The organism is Megasphaera hutchinsoni, from assembly GCF_001553405.1.
Classification (GTDB): domain Bacteria; phylum Bacillota; class Negativicutes; order Veillonellales; family Megasphaeraceae; genus Megasphaera; species Megasphaera hutchinsoni.
The window spans coordinates 232,194-252,639 of the sequence record NZ_KQ960952.1 but is presented as its reverse complement, the minus strand read 5'-3'; the positions used below and the strand labels follow the sequence as shown (position 1 = coordinate 252,639).

General features: G+C 34.3%; 20 protein-coding genes. 17 read left to right on the top strand and 3 right to left on the bottom strand.

From position 1 onward, the window contains the following. Window positions 1–2 precede the first annotated feature (2 nt). From HMPREF3182_RS05195 to HMPREF3182_RS05140, 12 genes are all read left to right on the top strand, one after another. Window positions 3–752 carry an SDR family NAD(P)-dependent oxidoreductase gene (locus tag HMPREF3182_RS05195; protein WP_062485913.1) on the top strand — a complete coding sequence of 250 codons (750 nt, stop codon included), beginning with the start codon at window positions 3–5 and terminating at the stop codon, window positions 750–752. A 64-nt stretch (window positions 753–816) separates the two neighbouring features. Then, window positions 817–1,725, top strand: a complete 909-nt coding sequence (locus HMPREF3182_RS05190) for a hypothetical protein (protein ID WP_062485911.1) — start codon at window positions 817–819, stop codon at window positions 1,723–1,725. A gap of 11 nt (window positions 1,726–1,736) precedes the next feature. Beyond that, window positions 1,737–2,075: a YkvA family protein gene (locus tag HMPREF3182_RS05185; RefSeq protein WP_062485909.1), complete on the top strand. Its 339-nt coding sequence runs from the start codon at window positions 1,737–1,739 to the stop codon at window positions 2,073–2,075. 125 nt (window positions 2,076–2,200) lie between these two features. Beyond that, a complete protein-coding gene (locus HMPREF3182_RS05180) occupies window positions 2,201–2,614 on the top strand; it encodes an acyl-CoA thioesterase (RefSeq protein ID WP_036257637.1) in 414 nt (137 codons plus the stop codon). A 19-nt stretch (window positions 2,615–2,633) separates the two neighbouring features. Continuing rightward, complete coding sequence (gene murI, locus HMPREF3182_RS05175) at window positions 2,634–3,428, top strand: glutamate racemase (RefSeq protein WP_156208634.1); 795 nt, start codon at window positions 2,634–2,636, stop codon at window positions 3,426–3,428. Between the two features lie 23 nt (window positions 3,429–3,451). Further along, entirely contained in the window at window positions 3,452–3,994 is a 543-nt protein-coding gene (locus HMPREF3182_RS05170; RefSeq protein WP_007392751.1) for a hypothetical protein, read from the top strand. A gap of 17 nt (window positions 3,995–4,011) precedes the next feature. After that, a complete protein-coding gene (locus HMPREF3182_RS05165; RefSeq protein WP_007392737.1) occupies window positions 4,012–4,662 on the top strand; it encodes a coenzyme F420-0:L-glutamate ligase in 651 nt (216 codons plus the stop codon). A 13-nt stretch (window positions 4,663–4,675) separates the two neighbouring features. After that, the gene (gene rdgB, locus HMPREF3182_RS05160) at window positions 4,676–5,275 is read left to right on the top strand and encodes an RdgB/HAM1 family non-canonical purine NTP pyrophosphatase (protein WP_062485906.1); all 600 of its coding nucleotides are present in this window, start codon (window positions 4,676–4,678) and stop codon (window positions 5,273–5,275) included. Window positions 5,276–5,355: 80 nt separating this feature from the next. Further along, a complete protein-coding gene (speD, locus tag HMPREF3182_RS05155) occupies window positions 5,356–6,132 on the top strand; it encodes an adenosylmethionine decarboxylase (protein WP_007392744.1) in 777 nt (258 codons plus the stop codon). A gap of 27 nt (window positions 6,133–6,159) precedes the next feature. Continuing rightward, entirely contained in the window at window positions 6,160–6,789 is a 630-nt protein-coding gene (locus HMPREF3182_RS05150) for a class II aldolase/adducin family protein (protein WP_007392738.1), read from the top strand. Window positions 6,790–6,820: 31 nt separating this feature from the next. Further along, window positions 6,821–7,099: a GNAT family N-acetyltransferase gene (locus HMPREF3182_RS05145; protein ID WP_007392784.1), complete on the top strand. Its 279-nt coding sequence runs from the start codon at window positions 6,821–6,823 to the stop codon at window positions 7,097–7,099. Between the two features lie 305 nt (window positions 7,100–7,404). Beyond that, window positions 7,405–7,797, top strand: coding sequence for a helix-turn-helix domain-containing protein (locus HMPREF3182_RS05140; protein WP_007392787.1), 393 nt, complete (start codon window positions 7,405–7,407; stop codon window positions 7,795–7,797). Window positions 7,798–7,814: 17 nt separating this feature from the next. Here the strand turns inward: HMPREF3182_RS05140 and HMPREF3182_RS05135 are convergent, their stop codons facing one another. After that, window positions 7,815–9,539: an Rqc2 family fibronectin-binding protein gene (locus tag HMPREF3182_RS05135; RefSeq protein WP_062485905.1), complete on the bottom strand. Its 1,725-nt coding sequence runs from the start codon at window positions 9,537–9,539 to the stop codon at window positions 7,815–7,817. Window positions 9,540–9,916: 377 nt separating this feature from the next. Here HMPREF3182_RS05135 and HMPREF3182_RS05130 point away from each other — a divergent pair, with 377 nt between their 5' ends. The 4 genes from HMPREF3182_RS05130 to HMPREF3182_RS05115 all read left to right on the top strand — a co-directional run bounded on the left by HMPREF3182_RS05130 (window position 9,917) and on the right by HMPREF3182_RS05115 (window position 16,298). Continuing rightward, window positions 9,917–11,152, top strand: a complete 1,236-nt coding sequence (locus HMPREF3182_RS05130) for an S-layer homology domain-containing protein (RefSeq protein ID WP_062485903.1) — start codon at window positions 9,917–9,919, stop codon at window positions 11,150–11,152. A 160-nt stretch (window positions 11,153–11,312) separates the two neighbouring features. Beyond that, window positions 11,313–13,583 carry a type I DNA topoisomerase gene (gene topA / locus HMPREF3182_RS05125; RefSeq protein ID WP_062485902.1) on the top strand — a complete coding sequence of 757 codons (2,271 nt, stop codon included), beginning with the start codon at window positions 11,313–11,315 and terminating at the stop codon, window positions 13,581–13,583. Next, window positions 13,573–14,886, top strand: coding sequence for a methylenetetrahydrofolate--tRNA-(uracil(54)-C(5))-methyltransferase (FADH(2)-oxidizing) TrmFO (gene trmFO / locus HMPREF3182_RS05120; protein WP_062485900.1), 1,314 nt, complete (start codon window positions 13,573–13,575; stop codon window positions 14,884–14,886). The genes topA and trmFO overlap by 11 nt, the downstream gene beginning before the upstream one ends. Window positions 14,887–15,077: 191 nt before the next feature. Further along, a complete protein-coding gene (locus HMPREF3182_RS05115; RefSeq protein ID WP_062485898.1) occupies window positions 15,078–16,298 on the top strand; it encodes a class I SAM-dependent rRNA methyltransferase in 1,221 nt (406 codons plus the stop codon). 53 nt (window positions 16,299–16,351) lie between these two features. On the opposite strand, the gene HMPREF3182_RS05110 is transcribed toward HMPREF3182_RS05115, so the two are convergent. After that, complete coding sequence (locus HMPREF3182_RS05110; protein ID WP_062485895.1) at window positions 16,352–17,596, bottom strand: NAD(P)-dependent malic enzyme; 1,245 nt, start codon at window positions 17,594–17,596, stop codon at window positions 16,352–16,354. Between the two features lie 130 nt (window positions 17,597–17,726). Next, a complete protein-coding gene (locus HMPREF3182_RS05105; protein ID WP_062485892.1) occupies window positions 17,727–18,614 on the bottom strand; it encodes a DMT family transporter in 888 nt (295 codons plus the stop codon). A gap of 268 nt (window positions 18,615–18,882) precedes the next feature. On the opposite strand from HMPREF3182_RS05105, the gene HMPREF3182_RS05100 reads away from it, so the two are divergent. Further along, window positions 18,883–20,340, top strand: a complete 1,458-nt coding sequence (locus HMPREF3182_RS05100) for a nicotinate phosphoribosyltransferase (protein WP_062485890.1) — start codon at window positions 18,883–18,885, stop codon at window positions 20,338–20,340. The last annotated feature ends 106 nt before the right edge of the window (window positions 20,341–20,446 follow it).

The following is a 20,446-nucleotide window of genomic DNA, read 5'->3' as shown; positions in this document are numbered from 1 at the left end:
ATATGGAAAATAAAAAAACAATTGTAATTAGTGGCGGTACTTCAGGGATTGGATTAGCAACGGCAAAACTACTCATAGCGGAGGGGTATCAAGTGGTACTCATTGGACGTAATAAAGAAAAGGGAGAAGCTGTGCTTGCACAATTAGAAGTGAATTCAACTCAAGCTTACTTTATTGCTGCGGATGTAAGTAAAGATGAACAATGTTATTCTGCTATTGAAAAGGGCTTTTTGCATTTTGGACGTATTGATGGTCTGGTTACAGCAGCGGGGCAATACCGTGAACAACTTTTACAACATGAAACACCTGAACAAATTCAGCAATTATTCGCCGTTAATGTTTGGGGAACCATTTCGCTATGTCAATATGCCTTACCTTATTTACGTCGTTCGGGCGGAGCGATTGTTACGTTAGGCAGTGATGCGGGGTTACAAGGAAATGTAGCTTGTTCTATATACGGAGCAACAAAGGGTGCTATCGTATCTTTTTCTAAATCCTACGCATTAGAAGTGGCCCCCTATGGAATTCGCGTAAATTGTGTTTGTCCAGGAGATGTAGAAACCCCCTTACTAACGAAACAATTAAAAGACAATGTTCATATTACTATGGCCTCCTTGCGAGAACATTATCCTTTATATAGAATTGCAAAAGCCGAAGAAATAGGACACACCATTATTTTTCTTTTAAGTGAAAAGGCTTCTTTTATAACAGGAGCAGCAATACCCGTAGATGGTGGTTTGACAAGTTGGTAAAAACATGCGAAAATGATAATAGTATATGAAATTTGAAGATTCCTTTTTTTATGAGGTGATACAAATGAACGAAGAAAAAAAAGAGAATATTAATGATTTAACGCTAGAAAAATTAAAGGCGGAATTAGCTGCGTTGAAATCAGAAGTGCAACAATTACAACATAATCAAGAACAAGAAAATGAGAATTCTCAAGCGGAACGACTAGAAACCACAGAAGTGTTAGAAGCTATTGATGAGTCTACAGAAGAACTCGAAATTAAAGCCGAATTAATATGCCGATGGGGTGCAGCACGAGCAGGTGCTATTGTTATTGCACCTGTCGTAGGTACAGTAGCATTAATGGCCAATGAAATATATATGGTCAACCAAATTGCTAAATTATATCAAGTAAAATTAACAGAACGTGCTATTTTTAGCTTTGTTGGGGCTATTAGTAGCCGTGTGATTGGGCATATTTTAGCAACCTTAATTCCTTTTTCCGTTATTCAAGTTCCTGTTGCTATAGGTATCACGTATAGTTTAGGTCGAGTTACGCAATTATGGTTACGTGATGGTATGCCTGAAGATTTAAATCCTTATATTGATATGATGGATGATTGGAAGGAAAAAGCACGAGAACAAGCAGAAAAATTAAAAGAATATCCTTTAAAAAATATACCTCTCGGTGATGAAACGATTGATTTTATGAAACGGTGGGGGCATCTTGCTCAAGAAAAATTAAATGATGTAAAAAAACGGGGTAAAAATGTGTATAATTCCGTTCGTTATGCTGATGATTTAGTTAATGAAATCGTCAAAGAAGCAGAAAAAAGCAAGCAACAAAATAATAGTAATAAAGCAACAGAAGATGTACTGAACCCGGATACAATGGATTCAGATAAAGAGGATAAAAAAAAGGAAGAAGTGGAACCATTGACGGAAACCAAAGTTACTCAAGCCATAGAAGATGCTAAATTGTCCTTAGATGAATAGGGGATGTATATATGCAAGTATTCTTTTGGTTAGCACGATTTTATTCTGTAAAAAAATGGTTGCGCTTTATTAAGCAAGGAAAGAAAAAATTAGCACTTTTACCTAAAGGGATGGCAATATTTTATTGCATTTGTGATAAGGATACACCTGCATCGATTCGCTGGATTTTAATGGGTGCTTTAGGATATGTGTTATTACCATTTGATATTATTCCCGACTTTCTTGGTACATTGGGTTGGGTAGATGATCTTGTTGTGGTAACCATGGTCTTTCGTTATGCTGAACATTATATTAAACCCGAACACATAAAAAAAGCGAAACGTTGGTTTCCCTTTAGTTCTCTTTCATAAAGAACAATTTGGCAAGTAGTTGTGCCAAATTGTTCTTTTTTAGAAAAACTTTCTTTTTCTTTGACATCCGCATGTTCCTATCGTAAAATGATAAGAGTGCTTTATAGAATAGAGGTGTTTAAATGATTGTTATTGTTAAAGAAAAAGTACGCTATTACGAAACAGATATGATGGGAATTGCTCATCATTCGAATCACATTCGATGGTTTGAATGTGGGCGTTCTGAATACTTGCAAAGAGCAGGGGTAGATTTGAATGAATTAATGAAAAGGGGTATTATTTATCCAATCAAACATGTATCGTGTGAATATTTACATCCTATTTATTTTGGGGATATACTACGTATTGAAACAACCGTGAAAAGATTAACGCGTGCACAAATGGTATGTACATATCGCTTGGTTCGGGATATAGATGATACGTTGCTTGCGATAGGTGAAACACAAAATGTCTTTGCCCTTCAAAAAACAGGGGCGCCTACACGCTTAGATTTAGAAAATTACAATAAACTAAAAGCATTACAGAACTCAGATACGTGAGGGGGAAATAAGAGTGGATATGAGTAAACAGCCTATTGGTATTTTTGATTCCGGTATTGGCGGACTTACGGTAGTCAATAAATTACGAATGCTGTTACCCCACGAACACATCATTTATGTTGGCGATACGAAACGCAATCCTTATGGTTCACGTACACCTGAAGAAATTTTGTCTTATACACGTGATATTTTACGTTTTATGACACAACAACAGGTGAAATTAGTTGCCATTGGTTGTAATACTGTAACAGCTACTGCCTATCCCATTGTCAGAAGAGAAGTACCTTATCCACTTATTGGCATGAGTCGCGGTATGTATACTGCACAAAAAATTAGTACGACCAAAACGGTAGTTGTATTTGCCACAGAACTTACTATTGCGAATCATAGTCATCGCAAAGAAGCACTGCGAATAGATCCCCAATTGACGGTCATTGAACAATCGTGTCCGCTATTAGCAGGATTAATTGAACGTGGTCATCTACAGGATCAAGCGATTATTAATCCCATAAGAGAATATGTAAAGCCTATACTAAATACCATGGCGGATACGGCGATTTTTGGCTGTACTCATTTTCCATTTGTTCAAGAATTATTTGAAGCATTTAGTTATGACAGATTAGCATTTATTGATCCAGCTCACGAAATGGCTTTAGAAACGTTGAATGTATTAAAACAAAAAAAGTTAGTCAATACAGATGACAAACAAGGGTCATTGAGACTGTACTTTACAGCAGAAGCACAACGTGGAGGTCGCTTGGCATCGCATTTAATTCCTGCCAATGAATTTACTATCTGTCAATTATCATTATAAAAAAATGGTAGGGGAGAATAAACGTGTTTATTTATATGATTATCAATGCGGTTATGTTAATTATTGGATGCATAGCGGTAGGATATTTATTTTTTCATATATTTAGTTGGTATCAAGGAGATGCTATATTTTACATTGAAGCAAAAAAACGCACCCCTTTCCAAATAAAGCAGTCCAATCGTCAGTCTATCACAGTAGAAGCGGTTGTGCCTTTTAAAAATATAGGTAAACAACCAGGTACTATCATGGATTTTTATCCACGTATTTTATTACCGCAAGAACAATTTAATCGTTGTTACGTATATGCCAGATTAACTAATGTAGCAAAACCAAGAGAAGATTCATATTGGGAATCCACTATTTTTTACCCCAAGCAAAAAAATAAAATTAAGGTCATTATTACATTAAGTAGTAAAACAGGCTCTATTCAAGAAGACATTCAACAATTTCCAGATATGCCAATTGATTTAGTTTATCAAGCTGTGGGTAGAAATGAATGGTATATTCATAAGGCTAGAATTACGTTGCGTTCGGCTGAACTTTGTAGTAGAAAAACAGTGATATAGGGAGTATCCGAAAAAGAATGTCTAAAGTAGAAGTAATACCGGTTAAAACCGCAGTTTTAACAGAGCAAGATAATATTATTGATGTAATAAAAAAATATACGGCAAACCTTGTGACCAAAGAAGATATTATTTGCATTGCCGAAAGCGTTGTTGCGATTACACAACATCGTTTTACAAGACCAGAAGAATTACATATTTCTTGGCAAGCTCGATTATTACGGCGTTTTGTACCTCCTGAAGGAAGCATGTCTAGTTTATATGGTATGCAAGCTGCGATGAATATCGAAGGAAAGTGGAAAGTATTATTTTCATTTCTAATAGGAGGTATCGCAAAAGTTTGTGGAAAAAGAGGTGTTTGGTATAGTTTATGTCCACAAGCTGCTTTAATTGATGATGTAACAGGAACAATGCCTCCATTTGATAAATGCATTGTATTTGGTCCGAAAAATCCGACTCAAGTAGCGAATCAGATTGCCCAGCAAATAGATTGTAAGGGCGTTTGTATTGCTGATGTAAATGATTTAAAGCGAGCTTGTATCGTAGGGTATTCACAAGGAATTGACCCAACGCATATGGTCGCATTATTACGAAATAATCCGTTTGGTAATGATTCTCAAACAACACCGATTGTTATTATAAAAAATGATATCAGTAAAACACAGATATAGGAGTGATAAATGGATGAATGAAGTATTATTGCTAGCTACAAAAAATAAAGGAAAAATACAAGAACTACAGCAATTACTTACGCCATTAGGATATAATGTAGAATCAATCCATTTATTATATCCTCATATTCGTGAACCCGAAGAAAATGGTACTACATTTTTAGAAAACGCACGACTAAAGGCACAATATTATATGAAATATACTCATAGACCTTGTATTGCGGATGACTCAGGCTTATGCGTTGAAGGACTAGGTGGACAACCAGGGATATATTCTGCACGCTATGCAGGAAAACATGGCGATGATGCAGCAAACAATCGGAAATTAGTGCGTGAAATTAAATCATTGTCTATTCAACAAAGACGAGCGGAATATATTTGTGAGCTTGTCTTACTATATCCAGATGGCAGAGAAATTTTGGCCAGAGGGCAATGCGCAGGAATTATACAGGAAACGCCAGCTGGTACAAATGGCTTTGGATATGATCCTTATTTTTATGTACCATTGTTACAAAAAACGATGGCCGAGTTATCGCCAGTCCAAAAAAATGCTATTAGCCATCGTGGTCAGGCATTACGTCATTTAATTGACCAGTTAATTTTAGATAAATGACAGCGATGTAGTATACACGTATATATTATTTTAAATAAATAGACAGGTATCTGTTAATTTCACGGTAAAGGTATGAAGACATGACACTAAAACCAAGCAAATTAAAATTATATGGATTTAATAATTTAACCAAAACCTTAAGTTTTAATATGTATGATATTTGTTATGCTGTTAGTCCTGAAGCACAACGGCAATACATTGAATATATTGATGAACAATATAATGCTGAAAAATTGACAAATATTTTACAACAAGTTTCATCTATTATTGGAGCTCATATTTTAAATATTGCCAGTCAAGATTATGATCCACAGGGAGCTAGCGTGACGATTCTAATTTCAGAGGAACAAATGGAACCTTCTGATGCTGATGTAGTTTGTCATTTGGATAAAAGTCATTTGACAGTACATACCTATCCTGAAAGTCATCCGCAAAAGGGAATTATGACTTTTCGTGCGGATATTGAAGTATCTACTTGTGGTCGCATTTCTCCATTAAATGCATTAAACTATTTATTAGATAATTTTGAATCAGATATTGTTACATTAGATTATCATGTTCGTGGATTTACGCGTGATGTATCGGGGAAAAAATTGTTTATTGATCATCGTATCAATTCCATTCAAAATTATATTTCGCGTGATACAAAAACACAATACGATATGATCGATGTAAATGTATATCAAGAAAATATTTTTCATACTAAAATGATTTTAAAAGATTTTGATTTAGATAATTATTTATTTAATATCAATGTAGATGATCTTACGAAAAGGCAACAGCATCATATTCGTCGTTTAGTACGACAAGAAATGTTAGAAATTTTTAATGGTAGGAATATGCCAACGATGCGATAAAATGGTAAGATAATAGCGAGGAATCGAATGGATACAAAAAAAGAAATTTGTTATATTGGAAAAAAAATAACTAAAGCAGGTCTTGTTACGGCCTGCGATGGAAATATCAGTGTGCGTTGTGCCGATGGTTCTATCCTTATTACACCTTCCCAAAAACCTAAGGGAGAAGTTCGTAAAAAAGATATACTTCGGGTGAGCTTAACTGGCCACGTATTAGAGGGAAATGGAAAGCCTTCATCGGAAACGTCAATGCATATCCAAATATATTCTAAACGTCCCGATGTAAAAGCGATTGTACATGCTCATCCAATCACGGCAACAGCTTTATCCGTTGCGGCAATTCCTTTTCCTTCTGATTTGGTTACAGAAGGGGAATTGGTATTAGGACATGTGCCCACTATTCCTTATGCTTTACCTGGATCGATGGAATTAGCAACTGCTGCTGCCGTGAGTATGTTACAAGCAAATGTTGGTTTATTAGAACGACATGGTGCTATTGCACTGGGAGAATCTTTAACGGAAGCCTTGTATCGAATGGAAACATTAGAAACGGTGGCTAAAATGTATCGAGATGCACTATTATTTGCATCACTGCGAGAAGATGAAGCGCCTCACTCTGAGGAAAAGGAAATATGGTCATCCCCTATTCTTTTTTAATACCGGAACCATTGTTATAAAGGAGGTTATAATGAAATTTTATTATGATACACAATCTATTTCGCTAAAAGATGAGCACGAAAATGTACTTGCTTATATTCAATTTCCACAAGGAGATGATGGCATTATTGTAATTACCCATACCTTTGTTGACGAGCGTTTACGAGGTCAGCATGTAGCAGCACAATTAATGGAAAAAGCCGTTGACTATTTAAAAGCACATGGTAAGACATTTCGGGTTTCTTGTTCGTATGCAGAAATGTGGGTAAAGCAACATCCTCATGAATGTGAGGGATTAGTAATAAAATAGAAGAAAAGATTTTATAGATGAGTCTTGTCTATAAAATCTTTTTTTAGTTTATATTTTAAACTATATACTAAATTATAATACATTAAAAGAGTTCATATAAAAGCAGATGTATTTTTATCAAATTTTTATAAGCAACAATTATACGATAAATGCAAGTATGAACTAATATTATTCACTAAAAAGGCTTTTTATTTTAGAACAAATATGATAATATATATGTTATACAAGATACACACAAAATATAAAAAATAATTTGTTTATTTCCAATAGACAATTCTTTTTTCTATAAAGAGAGGGCACCTATTATGAAAATAAGTACAACATCAAATCGATTAAAAGAATTATTAGAAGTAAAACAAATTAGTCAGGCTATTTTAAGTAAAACTATGGGCATTTCGCGATCTGCCATGTGTCAATATATTTCTGGTAGAATTACGCCAAAGCAAGATAAATTATATGTTATTAGTATCACCTATGGTGTTTCTTTGGCATGGCTTATGGGATACGATGTACCGATGGATGCATCCTTACCAGTTGTTACATATACGGATGAAGAACAGGACTTAATTTTTAAATATCGGTTACTTATGCCAGTGGGCAGGGAAGCCATACAAGCTGTATTGAATGTGCATTATAACGCATATATAAATAATCGTAGAAAATTACATAAACCACGCGTACCAAAAAACAACCCATAATAATATGGGTTGTTTCATTATTTATGTAGCGAAATATCCTTAGGTTCTACTAAATATGTTTTTTGATGAGAAAAAGTTACTAGTCCCGGCACTGCATGGGGCATTTTTTTTACATATTTTATTAATGTACAATCAACTTCTACCTTTGATGATTTTTTCCCTTGACTGCAAAATGCAGCCATTTGTGCTGCTTTTTCTATTTGCTCCACCGTTGGTTGTACATCATGGCAAGCTAATATAACATGTGAGCCAGGGATATTTTTAGCATGAAACCATAAATCATAAGGATGTGCTTTTTTCCCTGTTAAATAATCATTTTGCCTATTATTATGTCCAATATATAGCGGAATATTATCTATCATGATAGTAAAAATAGGGGAGACCGTCTTCTTTTTTGTTTTTATTCTTGAGGTATGCTCTAATAAATTGCTTTGTTTCATTTCGTCTTTTATGTCATCAATTTCCGCTTTTGTATGTACCGTTTCTAATGCATAGTCGAGAGAATAGAGATATGTTAAAAACATCTCATTCTCTTCTTGTAAATGGGCAGTACTTCTTTTTCTATGCCGTAATTTTGTATATTTTTTATAATATTTATTTGCATTTTCTGTTAAAGAACATGCTGGATTAATGGGAATTTTTATTGAATTTACGGGTTCATGTAAAATATTATCAACGGTTATATACGATTGATGTTGCCAGGGCATGGAAGCATATATCATTAATAAGTCTCCATATTCTCTATATACATCCATTTTGTTCGTTTCTTCCATTTCTATTTGCATACGATGTATTTTTTTCTTTTGTTTTTCTATACGTTTTTGAACTATTTTTTGTAATATCCGTTGTTCTCCGTTTAAGCTTTTACAATTCTCTTGAAATTTATTTAAATAGGTTTGAACATAAGGAACGTGAACAGGAGAAGAAGTAGATAAGCATTGTAAAAGCAAAGGGAATATGAGTTCTTTCGTTTTTTCATTTTCTTTATATACATAAACTCCATTTACTTGTTTTAATTCTATTCCCATTTGTTCTATTGCACGACACCACGTAAATCGATCACTTAACGATATTTCTGCTAATGTCTTGTTATGGTCAATTCCCGTCCGATAGGTCAATTCATTTAAAAGAATTGTACTCATGCCATTAAAATGACGCAACAACCATTTTCCTAACGTTTCTTCTACACTATTAGGAATCATGTCAGCCAATTCTTCTGAGGTAAATGAAAACGGATTCATCCTCATTGCATTAGGTGGAAAACCATAAGGTTCTTTTGGTGCAATTGTACGGAGTGCAGTAGTATTGCGTTTAGTTTTAATCAATGCTTCTAAAATAATATTATTTTCTGTAAAAATGACATTACTATACTTGCCCATTAATTCTATTTGAATTGTGCGTGTTATTAATTTTCCTGCTGCATTTAAAATATCAATATCAATAGATAATAAGCGATCTAAATACAATTGTTCAATAGAAGCAATTCTACCGTTTTCATAATACTTTCGTAAAAACATACAAAGTGCCGATGGCATATCAGGCATAGGTGGAATAACAGAAGAAAGATATATTCGTGGAGTAATATCTAATGTGATAATAAGATGATATGTTTTAGGCGTATTAAAAATACGAAAATATAAGGTACGTATATCAGGTTGATAAATTTTTGAAATTTGGCCACCGATTAATGCTTCTCGTAATTCATTGGTAATAACTTGTAAGGTAATACTATCTATATTCATATAAATCTCCTATTTTTTTATTTATTATATCATAATGAAAAGAACGACTAAATACATGAATTATGTTTCATTGTATGAAATAATTGCATTAAAAGAATATAATATTAGTTATCATTATTTATTTTATATAATGATACAATATATCAAAATAAAAGATAAATAATAAACAATTTCAAAAATAAATAAAATAAAAAACTTGATTGTATAAAATTAAAATGGTATAATTCAACAAAACGTTATCTTTTTTATACGTGAGGATAATGTTAATAAAATTATGATTTATAAAGAATAGAGGAAACAAGGGTACTCATTTTTTGTATTTCATATTGAAATAAGCAAGTAATCACGTATAAATATAAAAAAGAGGAGATTTTACTATGAAAAAAAGTAAAAAATTATTGTCCGCTTTAGTGGCTACCATGGCTGTTGGCACGGCATGTGCTTTTGCTGCTAATCCATTCGTTGATGTACCAGCTAATAGTTGGGCATACCAATCCGTTGTAAGTATTGCCAATGCAGGTATCATTCAAGGTGTAGATGGTACGCATTTCGAAGGAAACCGCACGATCACTCGTTATGAAGCAGCTGAAATTACAGCAAAAGCAATGGCTAATTCACATAAAGCTAACGCACAACAACGTGCAGTTATCAATAAATTAGCTCAAGAGTTTGCAAATGAATTAAATGTATTAGGTGTTCGCGTATCTGAATTAGAAAATAAAGTAGGAAATGTAAAATTAGAAGGTAATGCACGTGTTCGCTACATTCATATCAAAGGACAGGTTGAAAAAGATGCTTCCTATGATTTAAAAACAGTACTTAAGGCTACTGCGAAAGTAAACGATAATGTTACTGCACAATATGGCGTTGAATACGTACAAGCTTTCAAAAGCACTGATAATGCTTCAGCAGCACACGCTGTAACTAAGGTCGCTAATTTGCAGGCTCAAGTCTGTCAAAAAGTAGGATTAACATTAGGTCGTCAGGATTTTACATTAGGTCAAGGATACTTATATGACAGCACCTTAGATGGTGTAAAACTTACCTATAATCGTGATAATTTTGTTGCTACCGTGGGATATGGTAAATTAAAAGACGGCGATACTTTTGCTTTATTAAATCGTAAAGTGTCATTCCAACAAGTAGAAGGAACCGTACGGAATAATACTTCCATTGGTGTATACCATGCAACGATTTTACCTAATCAAAATGGAATCGGACACAACACATTAGGTGCATATGCTCAAGTAAAAGCAGATAAGATCACCGTATCTGGAAATTACGAACAGACAAAACGTGATATCAAAGGTGATAAAGCAACCAAAGTATGGTTAGGCAAAGTACAATATGGTACTGCTGATGTTCTCACCCCGAAATCTTGGGATGTATGGGTAGAATATATTAATGCTGACAACTATGCGCTTGCTCCTAATAGCGGTTTATGGCGAGCTGCCGCATTAACAGCAAATGTTAAATCATGGGGCGCTGGCGTAGATTATGTCGTTGCCAAAAATATCAAATTCCAAGCGATGAGATCTTTTGCTTCTAAGAAAAAATCAAATAACGTAGGCTTAGCAGAAGAAACACGTGCACAAGTAGTATTCGCATTTTAATGATAAAAGATATAGCAGATCGCCTTTGACGGTCTGCTATATTTTTATGCAAAAAATTGCTTTTTGATATTGCTATAAGTTGATAGAATAAGTGATATAGTGTATCATTAGAAATTAGATTAATATATGTTGTAGTTTTTTGATAGATAGGATGAAATAGATGCTAGAATTTCCAATAAAACGAACTATTGTAATTGATGATACCAAAGCGAATAAGAAAAGCAAAAAAAGCAGCCCAACTAAGGAAAAACTTATCATTCAAGGTACGGTAAAGAAAAGACCCGTAGAAAAATTAAAAAAACCTAAAGTGCCGTCTAAGAATGCAAAAAATTTAGTTATTGTCGAATCTCCAGCTAAGGCCAAAACAATTGAACGATTTTTGGGAAAAGATTATAAAGTTTTGGCGAGTTGTGGACATTTATGTGACTTACCACGAAATCAATTAGGTATTGATCTGGAAAATGGATTTTTGCCTACGTATATAAATATGTGGGATAAACGCAAAATTATTGCTGAATTGCAAGCTGAATACGTAAAATCAAAGAATGTATTTCTAGCTACTGACCCGGATAGAGAGGGTGAAGCAATTTCTTGGCATTTAGCTCATTTGTTAGAGATTGATCCAACTGCACCGTGCCGTATTATGTTTCATGAAATTACAGAAAAAGCAATTACGGCTAGTATTGCCAGTCCGGCACCACTTAATTTGCCTAAAGTAGATGCCCAGCAAGCAAGACGTGTATTGGATCGAATTGTAGGGTATTCATTAAGCCCCTTATTATGGAAAAAAGTGTGCAAGGGGTTAAGTGCTGGCCGTGTGCAATCTGTTGCAGTACGGCTTATTTGTGAACGGGAAGAAGAAATAAATGCATTTGTACCTGAAGAATATTGGAAAATTAGTGGTATTTATAAAACGGATGATAATATTTCTTTATCATGCGAATTGGTAAAGATCGATGGGAAAAAAGCGATTATTCCAAATAAAGAACAAGCTGATCAGATTACGCAAGCCTTATTATGGCAACAACATGGAGTTACTCATGACACCCCTGATCGTATTGTAAAGATGGAAAAACGTCGTCGTCGCCGTCAACCACAGCCACCATTTGTCACGTCAACATTACAGCAAGAATGTATTGGAAAATTAAATTTTGGGGCAAAAAAAACGATGATGTTAGCTCAGCAGTTATATGAAGGATTAGAAATGGGGGAAGCTGGTCACGTTGGACTTATTACTTATATGCGAACGGATTCCACTCGTATTAATGAAGATATGATTCAAGCTGCTCGCACGTATATTCAGCAAACTTATGGCGACAATTACGTGCCGGCTAAACCTCGTAATTTTAAAACAAAACAGGGAAGTCAAGACGCACATGAAGCCATTCGTCCAACCTCATTAGAATATACGCCTACGATGGTAAGTGCTTTTTTATCACGTGATCAATTACGTCTGTATACACTTATTTGGAATCGTTTTTTAGCTAGTCAAATGGAAGCAGTAGAAACAGAAAATATGACGCTTTCTATTCAAAGTGATATATATGAATTACGTGCTTCAGGTTATAAAGTTATTTTCAAAGGATTTACAGAATTATATGCAGATCAGAAAAAAGAAAAAGACGAAGAGTTGCCCGAATTAAAAAAAAAAACAATCGTGCAAGCCGTATCAATTACGCCGAGTCAACATTTCACGCAACCACCTGCAAGATATACGGAAGCGAGTTTAATTAAAACAATGGAAGAAAAAGGGATTGGTCGTCCTAGTACATATGCACCTATCATGGATACCATTCAACGGCGTAATTATGTTGAAAAAAAGGAAAAACAATTTATTCCAACGGAATTAGGTATAGTGACAATATCGTTATTAAAAAAATTTTTTGAACAAATCATTAATGTTGATTTTACAGCACATATGGAAAAAGAACTTGATGAAATTGAACAGGGGAATGTTTCATATGCACAAGTAATAGGCGATTTTTATAGTATTTTTAAACCTGAATTAAACATAGCTGAAAAAGAGATGGAAAAAGTGAAAGTTGCAGGCCAAGATTCAGGGCAACGTTGTGAAAAATGTGGGGCTCCCCTTGTGTATAAATTCGGTCGATTCGGAAAATTTTTGGCATGCTCTAATTTTCCTACTTGTCGCAATACAAAGGCCATTATAGATGATCTCGGTATTCCTTGTCCGAATTGTGGAAAAGGCACATTGATACGGCGTAAGTCAAAGCGAGGGCGTCTGTTTTATGGGTGCAGTGAATATCCCAATTGTGAATTTGTCCTTTGGAACGAACCTACGAATAAAAAATGTTCACTCTGTGGGTCTATGATGACTATTAAGCATTATAAGCGAGGGGCCGATAAGCTATTTTGTAGTAATGAAACTTGTGAAAATCATAAAAAAGGTGAAGTTATAAATGAAGAATAGTGTACTGGTTATAGGTGCCGGTTTGGCTGGTGTAGAAGCGGCATATCAATTGAGCAAACGTAATATTCCCGTAGAATTAGCAGAAATGCGTCCTTTACGTTCATCACCTGCACATCATACTGATTTATTTGCGGAATTAGTATGCAGTAATTCTTTTCGAGCTGCTAATGTCGAAAATGCTGTCGGTTTATTAAAAGAAGAAATGCGTCGGTTAGATTCATTAATTATGCAAGGTGCGGATAAACATCGTGTACCAGCAGGTGGGGCATTAGCTGTAGATCGCACGTCCTTTAGTCAATGGATTACAGATAAAATGACTAATAATCCATTTATCACCATTGTGCATGAAGAAGTAACGACGATTCCCACGGATCGTCTTTGTATTATTGCAACGGGCCCTTTAACAGACGGAGCAATGGCAGAGCAAATTCAACAATTAACTGGAGAAGCGTATTTTCACTTTCATGATGCGGCCGCTCCGATTGTAACATTTGATTCATTAGATATGACTAAAATCTATCGAGCTGCTCGATATAATAAAGGTGGAGCCGATTATCTAAATTGTCCGTTTACTAAAGATGAATATGAAATTTTTTGGAAAAATTTGATAACTGCAGAATGTGCAGAATTACATGAATTTGAAAAAGATGATACCGTTTTTGAAGGATGTATGCCTATTGAAGTAATGGCAGGACGAGGGATGGAAACAATGCGTTTTGGCCCACTTAAACCAGTTGGTCTACCTTTACCAGAAACTCAAGAAATTCCTTATGCGGTAGTTCAATTACGTCAAGATAATAGCAAGGGCACATTATACAATATAGTCGGTTTTCAAACCCATTTAAAATTCCCTGAACAAAAACGAGTCTTTTCACTTATTCCAGGATTAGAAAAGGCAGAATTTGTTCGGTATGGTGTTATGCATCGTAATTCATATATTAATTCACCAGCTGTATTATTACCAACATTACAATATAAAGAAAATCCATATTTATTTTTTGCAGGGCAGTTAACAGGAGTAGAAGGATATTTGGAATCTGCCGCAATGGGCTTATTAGCAGGAATTAATGCGGCACAGTTATATATGAACAAAGACTGTATTCGTTTTTCTTCTCAAACAGCAATTGGTGGATTAAGTCATTATATTTCGCATCATCCTAATACTAATTTTCAACCCATGAATATTAATTTTGGTATTATAGAGCCATTAGGTGTGAAAAAGAAAATGAAGAAAAAAGAAAAAAACATGTTTTTAGCACAACGTGCATTACAAGAAATTGATACAATAAAGGGGAAGATATAAATAGTCCAATTGAGATGTTTCATTTCATGTATTACGATAATTTCCCTATAACATAATAGAGAAATAGTCATCATTATCTGATTGTCAAAGCCAGTGAAGGTTTTAAAGATAAAAAACTAAAAAACATTGGATATAAATATGGATAGCGTTTATGAAAAAGTCATTGAAATCGTAGAATACAAAGGAGATATATGAGAAATTTTACAAGATTACAAGTAAATCGAAAAGGTGAATTAGCGGCAAAACAAGGACATCCTTGGGTTTATGGGGCAGAAATAGTTAAGGTAGACGGTTCCTATCAAACGGGAGATTTAGTTCATGTATATTCTGAAAAAGGTAAATATATAGGAACGGGCTTTGTTAATGATATTTCTAAAATTCGTGTACGTTTAATCTCAAGTAATACGAATGATATCTTTGACGAAGCCTTTTGGAAGCGCCGAGTAACCTATGCAATTGCTTATCGTGAAACTGTTATGGGGGAAGATTTTTCTTCTTGTCGCTTGATTTTTGGTGATGCCGATCAAATGCCTGGCTTGACAGTTGATTTATATACGGATATATTGGTTTGTCAATCCTTATGTTATGGTATGGATAAAATAAAGGATATTATTTTTAAAGCTATAATAGAAGTATTGCAAACAAAGGGCATTCACATCCGTGGAATTTATGAAAGAAATGATGTTAAAGTACGGGAATTAGATGGACTACCTATGTATAAAGGATGGTATAAAGCAGATTATATAGATACTCCTGATAGTGCATTTATTTCCATTAAAGAAAATGACATTTTATATGAAGTAGATATTGAAAATGGTCAAAAAACTGGATTTTTTTTAGATCAAAAATATAATCGTCGCTGTGTTGCAAAATTAGCAAAAGGAAAACATGTATTAGACTGTTTCACCCATACCGGGGCCTTTGCTTTAAATATGGGGAAGGGTGGAGCAGCACGTGTTGACGCTATTGATGCTTCTGCGGAAGCTATTGCGATGACCATTAAAAACATTCAACAAAATCAGCTATCACACATCGTTTTTCCAAAACAAGCAAATGTATTTGAATTGTTATCTGAATTAGTAGAAACAAAAAATCATGATTATGATTTTATTATTTTAGATCCACCAGCATTTACTAAGTCAGGAAAAACCGTTGCTCATGCAATTCGTGGTTATAAAGAAATTAACATGAAAGCCATGCGGTTACTACCACGTGGAGGATACTTGGCTACTTGTTCTTGTTCACATTTCATGAAAGAAGAATTGTTTTGTCGCATGTTAAAAGATGCAGCTAAAGATGCACATGTGCATTTACGCCAAATAGAAGCACGTCAACAATCTCCAGACCACCCTATTTTATGGAGTGTACCAGAAACGAACTATTTGAAATTTTATGTTTTTCAAGTGGTATAAATAAAAAAAAGACAACGTTTTCCCCTAACGTTGTCTTTTTTTATAATTTTATCTTAAAGAATAAATCGTTGACGTAAATTGGCTATTTCTTGAGCTGCTTCTTGATAAATATCATGAGGATCTTTAGTTTGACGAGCTACATTAGTTTCAATAGCCTTTTGGGCTACTGCAGCTGCAACGGCAGGTGCTACACGCAGATCAAAAGAGTCTGGAATAATATAATCACTACGTAATGTATTATCTGAAATTAATGATGCAATAGCATGTGCCGCAGCAAGTTTCATTTCTTCATTAATTTGCGTAGCACGCACAGCTAAAGCACCTCTGAAAATACCTGGAAAAGCCATTAGGTTATTAATTTGATTTGGTGCATCTGAACGCCCCGTACCTACAATCGTCGCACCTGCTTTTTTACCTTCTGCATAAGTAATTTCCGGGATGGGATTGGCTAAGGCAAAGACAATTGCATGATGATTCATTAAATGTATTCGTTTTGGAGTAAAAATACCTGGAGCAGAAGCCCCAATCAAAATATCTGCACCTACAAGAGCGTCTTCTAACGAACCGTGACGATTTATGGGATTTGTCTTTTGGGATAATACTTTTTGCATAGCATGTAATCCAGGCATATTTTCATATAAAATACCATCTTTATCTACTAAGGTAATATTGGTTGCTCCTTCTAATAACAATAATTTCGTAATAGAGGCACCGGCAGCCCCAGCTCCATTTACTACAATATGAGCTTCTTGAATCGTTCGCTTTGTATAACGACAAGCACCCAACACACCTGCTAAAGCAACAATGGCTGTACCATGTTGATCATCATGAAAAACGGGAATAGTCATTTCTGCTTTCAATCGGTTTTCAATTTCATAGCATTTTGGAGAAGATATATCTTCTAAATTAATCCCTGCAAAAGAAGGTTCTAATAGTTTTACAGTTCTAATAAATTCTTCTGGATCTTTAGTATTTAAACAAAGGGGAACCGCATTAATTCCACCAAATAGTTTAAATAATAAAGCCTTTCCTTCCATAACAGGCATAGCTGCTTCTGCACCAATATCTCCAAGTCCTAAAACACGTGTACCATCAGAAATAACGGCAATCGTTGAACCGCGTCCCGTAAGCTCAAACGAAGCATCGGGATTAACCGCAATTTTTCTGCATGGTTCAGCTACACCTGGAGTATATAATACGCTTAAATCATCATGATTGTGTATATTCACACGAGGAACGATTTCCAAAATTCCTTTATTTTTAGTGCGAATTTGCATAGCTTTTTCATAAAACGTCATTATTTTCACCTCAATATTAGTTGAACAAACATAAAACATACAAAGATATCATATACCTGAATTGTTATTTCGTCTATTTATTTTATAAAAGAAACGCAACATATCCAATACGATATGTTGCGTTTTTATTTTATTTCCATTGGATTATCGAACGGCTAGGAATTTGAGCAGAAAAAATTCCTATTGTCATAAGGATACATCCGAACCATTCTAGGAGACTCATCCATTCACCGAGATATAATACTCCACCCATAGCACCAAAGATCATTTCAAGACTACAAATAAGCGAAGCTTCCGTAGGAGATACTCCTTTTTGTCCTAACATTTGTAAAGTAAAGCCAACGCCACTTGCTAATACACCAGAATAAAAAAGGGCGGGAGCAGCTGCGATTAAGGTGGGCAGGGTTATTATTTCTCCATGAAACCAAATTGCTACCATATTAATTAAACTACAACATAAAAATTGTCCTATTGCTAAATGAAGACCTGAAAAATAGCGAACAAAATATCCTACTAACAAAATATGGATTGACCAAAAAAATACACCTATTAATTGTAGCAGATCACCATAATTAATTGATGTAGAACTGCCACCATGAAAAGCTAATAAATATAGACCTATAACGGCAATGGGACAGCCTATAAGATGAGAAATGCGTAAAGGATGTTTTACACATAATCCTAAAATCGGCACAGTAATAATATATAAAGAAGTAATAAATCCAGCTTTACCGGCGGACGTATAAGAAAGACCAATTTGTTGTAATGCCGCACCACAAAACAAAATTATACTTAAGATGATAGATGCTTTATATAGGGAAAGCTTTTGTGGTAGTTTATCGATCTGTTTCTTATTTTGGTTTGTCCATAAGATAAAGGGAAGTAATACGCAAGTTCCGATAAGAAAACGAAATGCATTAAAGGTAAAAGGACCAATGCTTTCTGCTCCTAATCGTTGGGCTACAAAGCCACCACCCCAAACAATGGCTGTAATAAATAACATAAGTCGATATTTCATATATGAGTCCTTTCTTTGTATAATCACATATATTATAACATATATTTTTTTGTATTTATAAATAATTTTTGTTACAACATTATACTTAATGAGAAAATTTTATCATAACTATATACGTACAAATAATGGCCGGTAAATAGTGTTTAGAGATTATTAAATTGGCAAATATGAATTATATATCATTATCAATATATAGCATAATAAAAGAACACTATCTATATTAAAATATGGTATAATTAAATTAAACATTTATTTGGAGGCGAGCATCTTGTATACAAACGCATTAGTCACCGATTTATACCAACTAACCATGATGCAAGGATTATTTTTAGAAGGCAAGCATGAACAAATATGTATTTTTGATCGATTTTATCGAAAAAATCCTTTTCACAATGGATATACTGTTATCGCTGGACTTAACCATGTAATTGACTTTGTAAAAAAATTACATTTTAATGAAGATGATATTTCATATTTACGTAGTACGGGTTTATTTCAAGAATCATTTTTGACGTATTTAAAACAGTTTACTTTTACTGGTGACATCTATTCTATGCCAGAAGGTACTATCGCTTTTCCTCAAGAAGTACTACTTCGTATTCATGCAAAAAAAAGTGAAGCTATGTTATTAGAAACCTGCATTTCAATGATTTTAAATCACGAAAGCCTAATTGCTACAAAGGCACGACGTATACGCAGTGTTGCGGGAAAAGATACATTAATGGAATTTGGTCTACGCCGTGCTCAGGGAAAATCAGCGGGCGTACATGGAGCAAGAGCAGCTATGATTGGCGGTTTTAACGGTACGAGTAATGTTTTGGCAGGTGCTATGTTTCATATTCCTATTTTGGGCACTATGGCACATAGTTGGGTTATGAGTTTTCCTTCTGAACTAGAAGCGTTTCGGGCTTATGCACGGCAATATCCTAATAATTTAATTTTATTAGTAGATACATATAATACATTGCGTCAAGGTGTTCCACATGCAATTGAAATTTTTCAGGAAATGCGTGCAGCAAATCGACTACCTAAAACATATGGCATTCGTTTGGACAGTGGTGATTTAGCATATCTTTCTAAAGAAGCACATAAACGATTAGCAGATGCAGGATTTGCAGATGCTATTATTGCAGCTTCAAATGATTTAGATGAAAATCTTATTTCAGAATTAAAAATTCAAGGCAGCGTTATTAATTCATGGGGGATTGGAACTCATTTAATTACAGCTAAGGATGGTCCTTCATTAGGAGGCGTATTTAAACTAGTCGGACAATACGAAGGAGAAACATTTGTTCCTAAAATCAAAATGAGTGATAACGTAGAAAAAATATCGAATCCAGGAATTAAAAATGTTTATCGAATTTATGATAAAAAAAGCAGTAAAATGAAGGCAGATATTATTTCTTTAGAAGAGGAAATTATTGACCCTATGCAAGATTATGAATTAATACGTGATCGTGCCCCTTGGCGATTCCGCATGATTCATGGAGGAACATACGAAGTAAGGAAAATGCTCATACCTATTTTTCAACAGGGAAAATTAGTATATGAAACACCTAGTTTAGAAGAAGTTATTCATTATGCTGAAAAAGAAATCCATACCTTATGGCCAGAATATTTACGATTAGTTAATCCTGAAGAAATGTGGGTGCAACGTAGTAAAAAATTAAATACAATAAGAGAACAGTTACTAGCAGAAGAATCGGCAAAATTTTTAAATATATGATGAAAAATAAATTGCTACTTTCTTGATTATAATAACATTTTCAAAAATAAATTAAGCAGGTCAAATTGTGACTATGTAGATTAAATAATCTTTTTTTTGTAAAAAA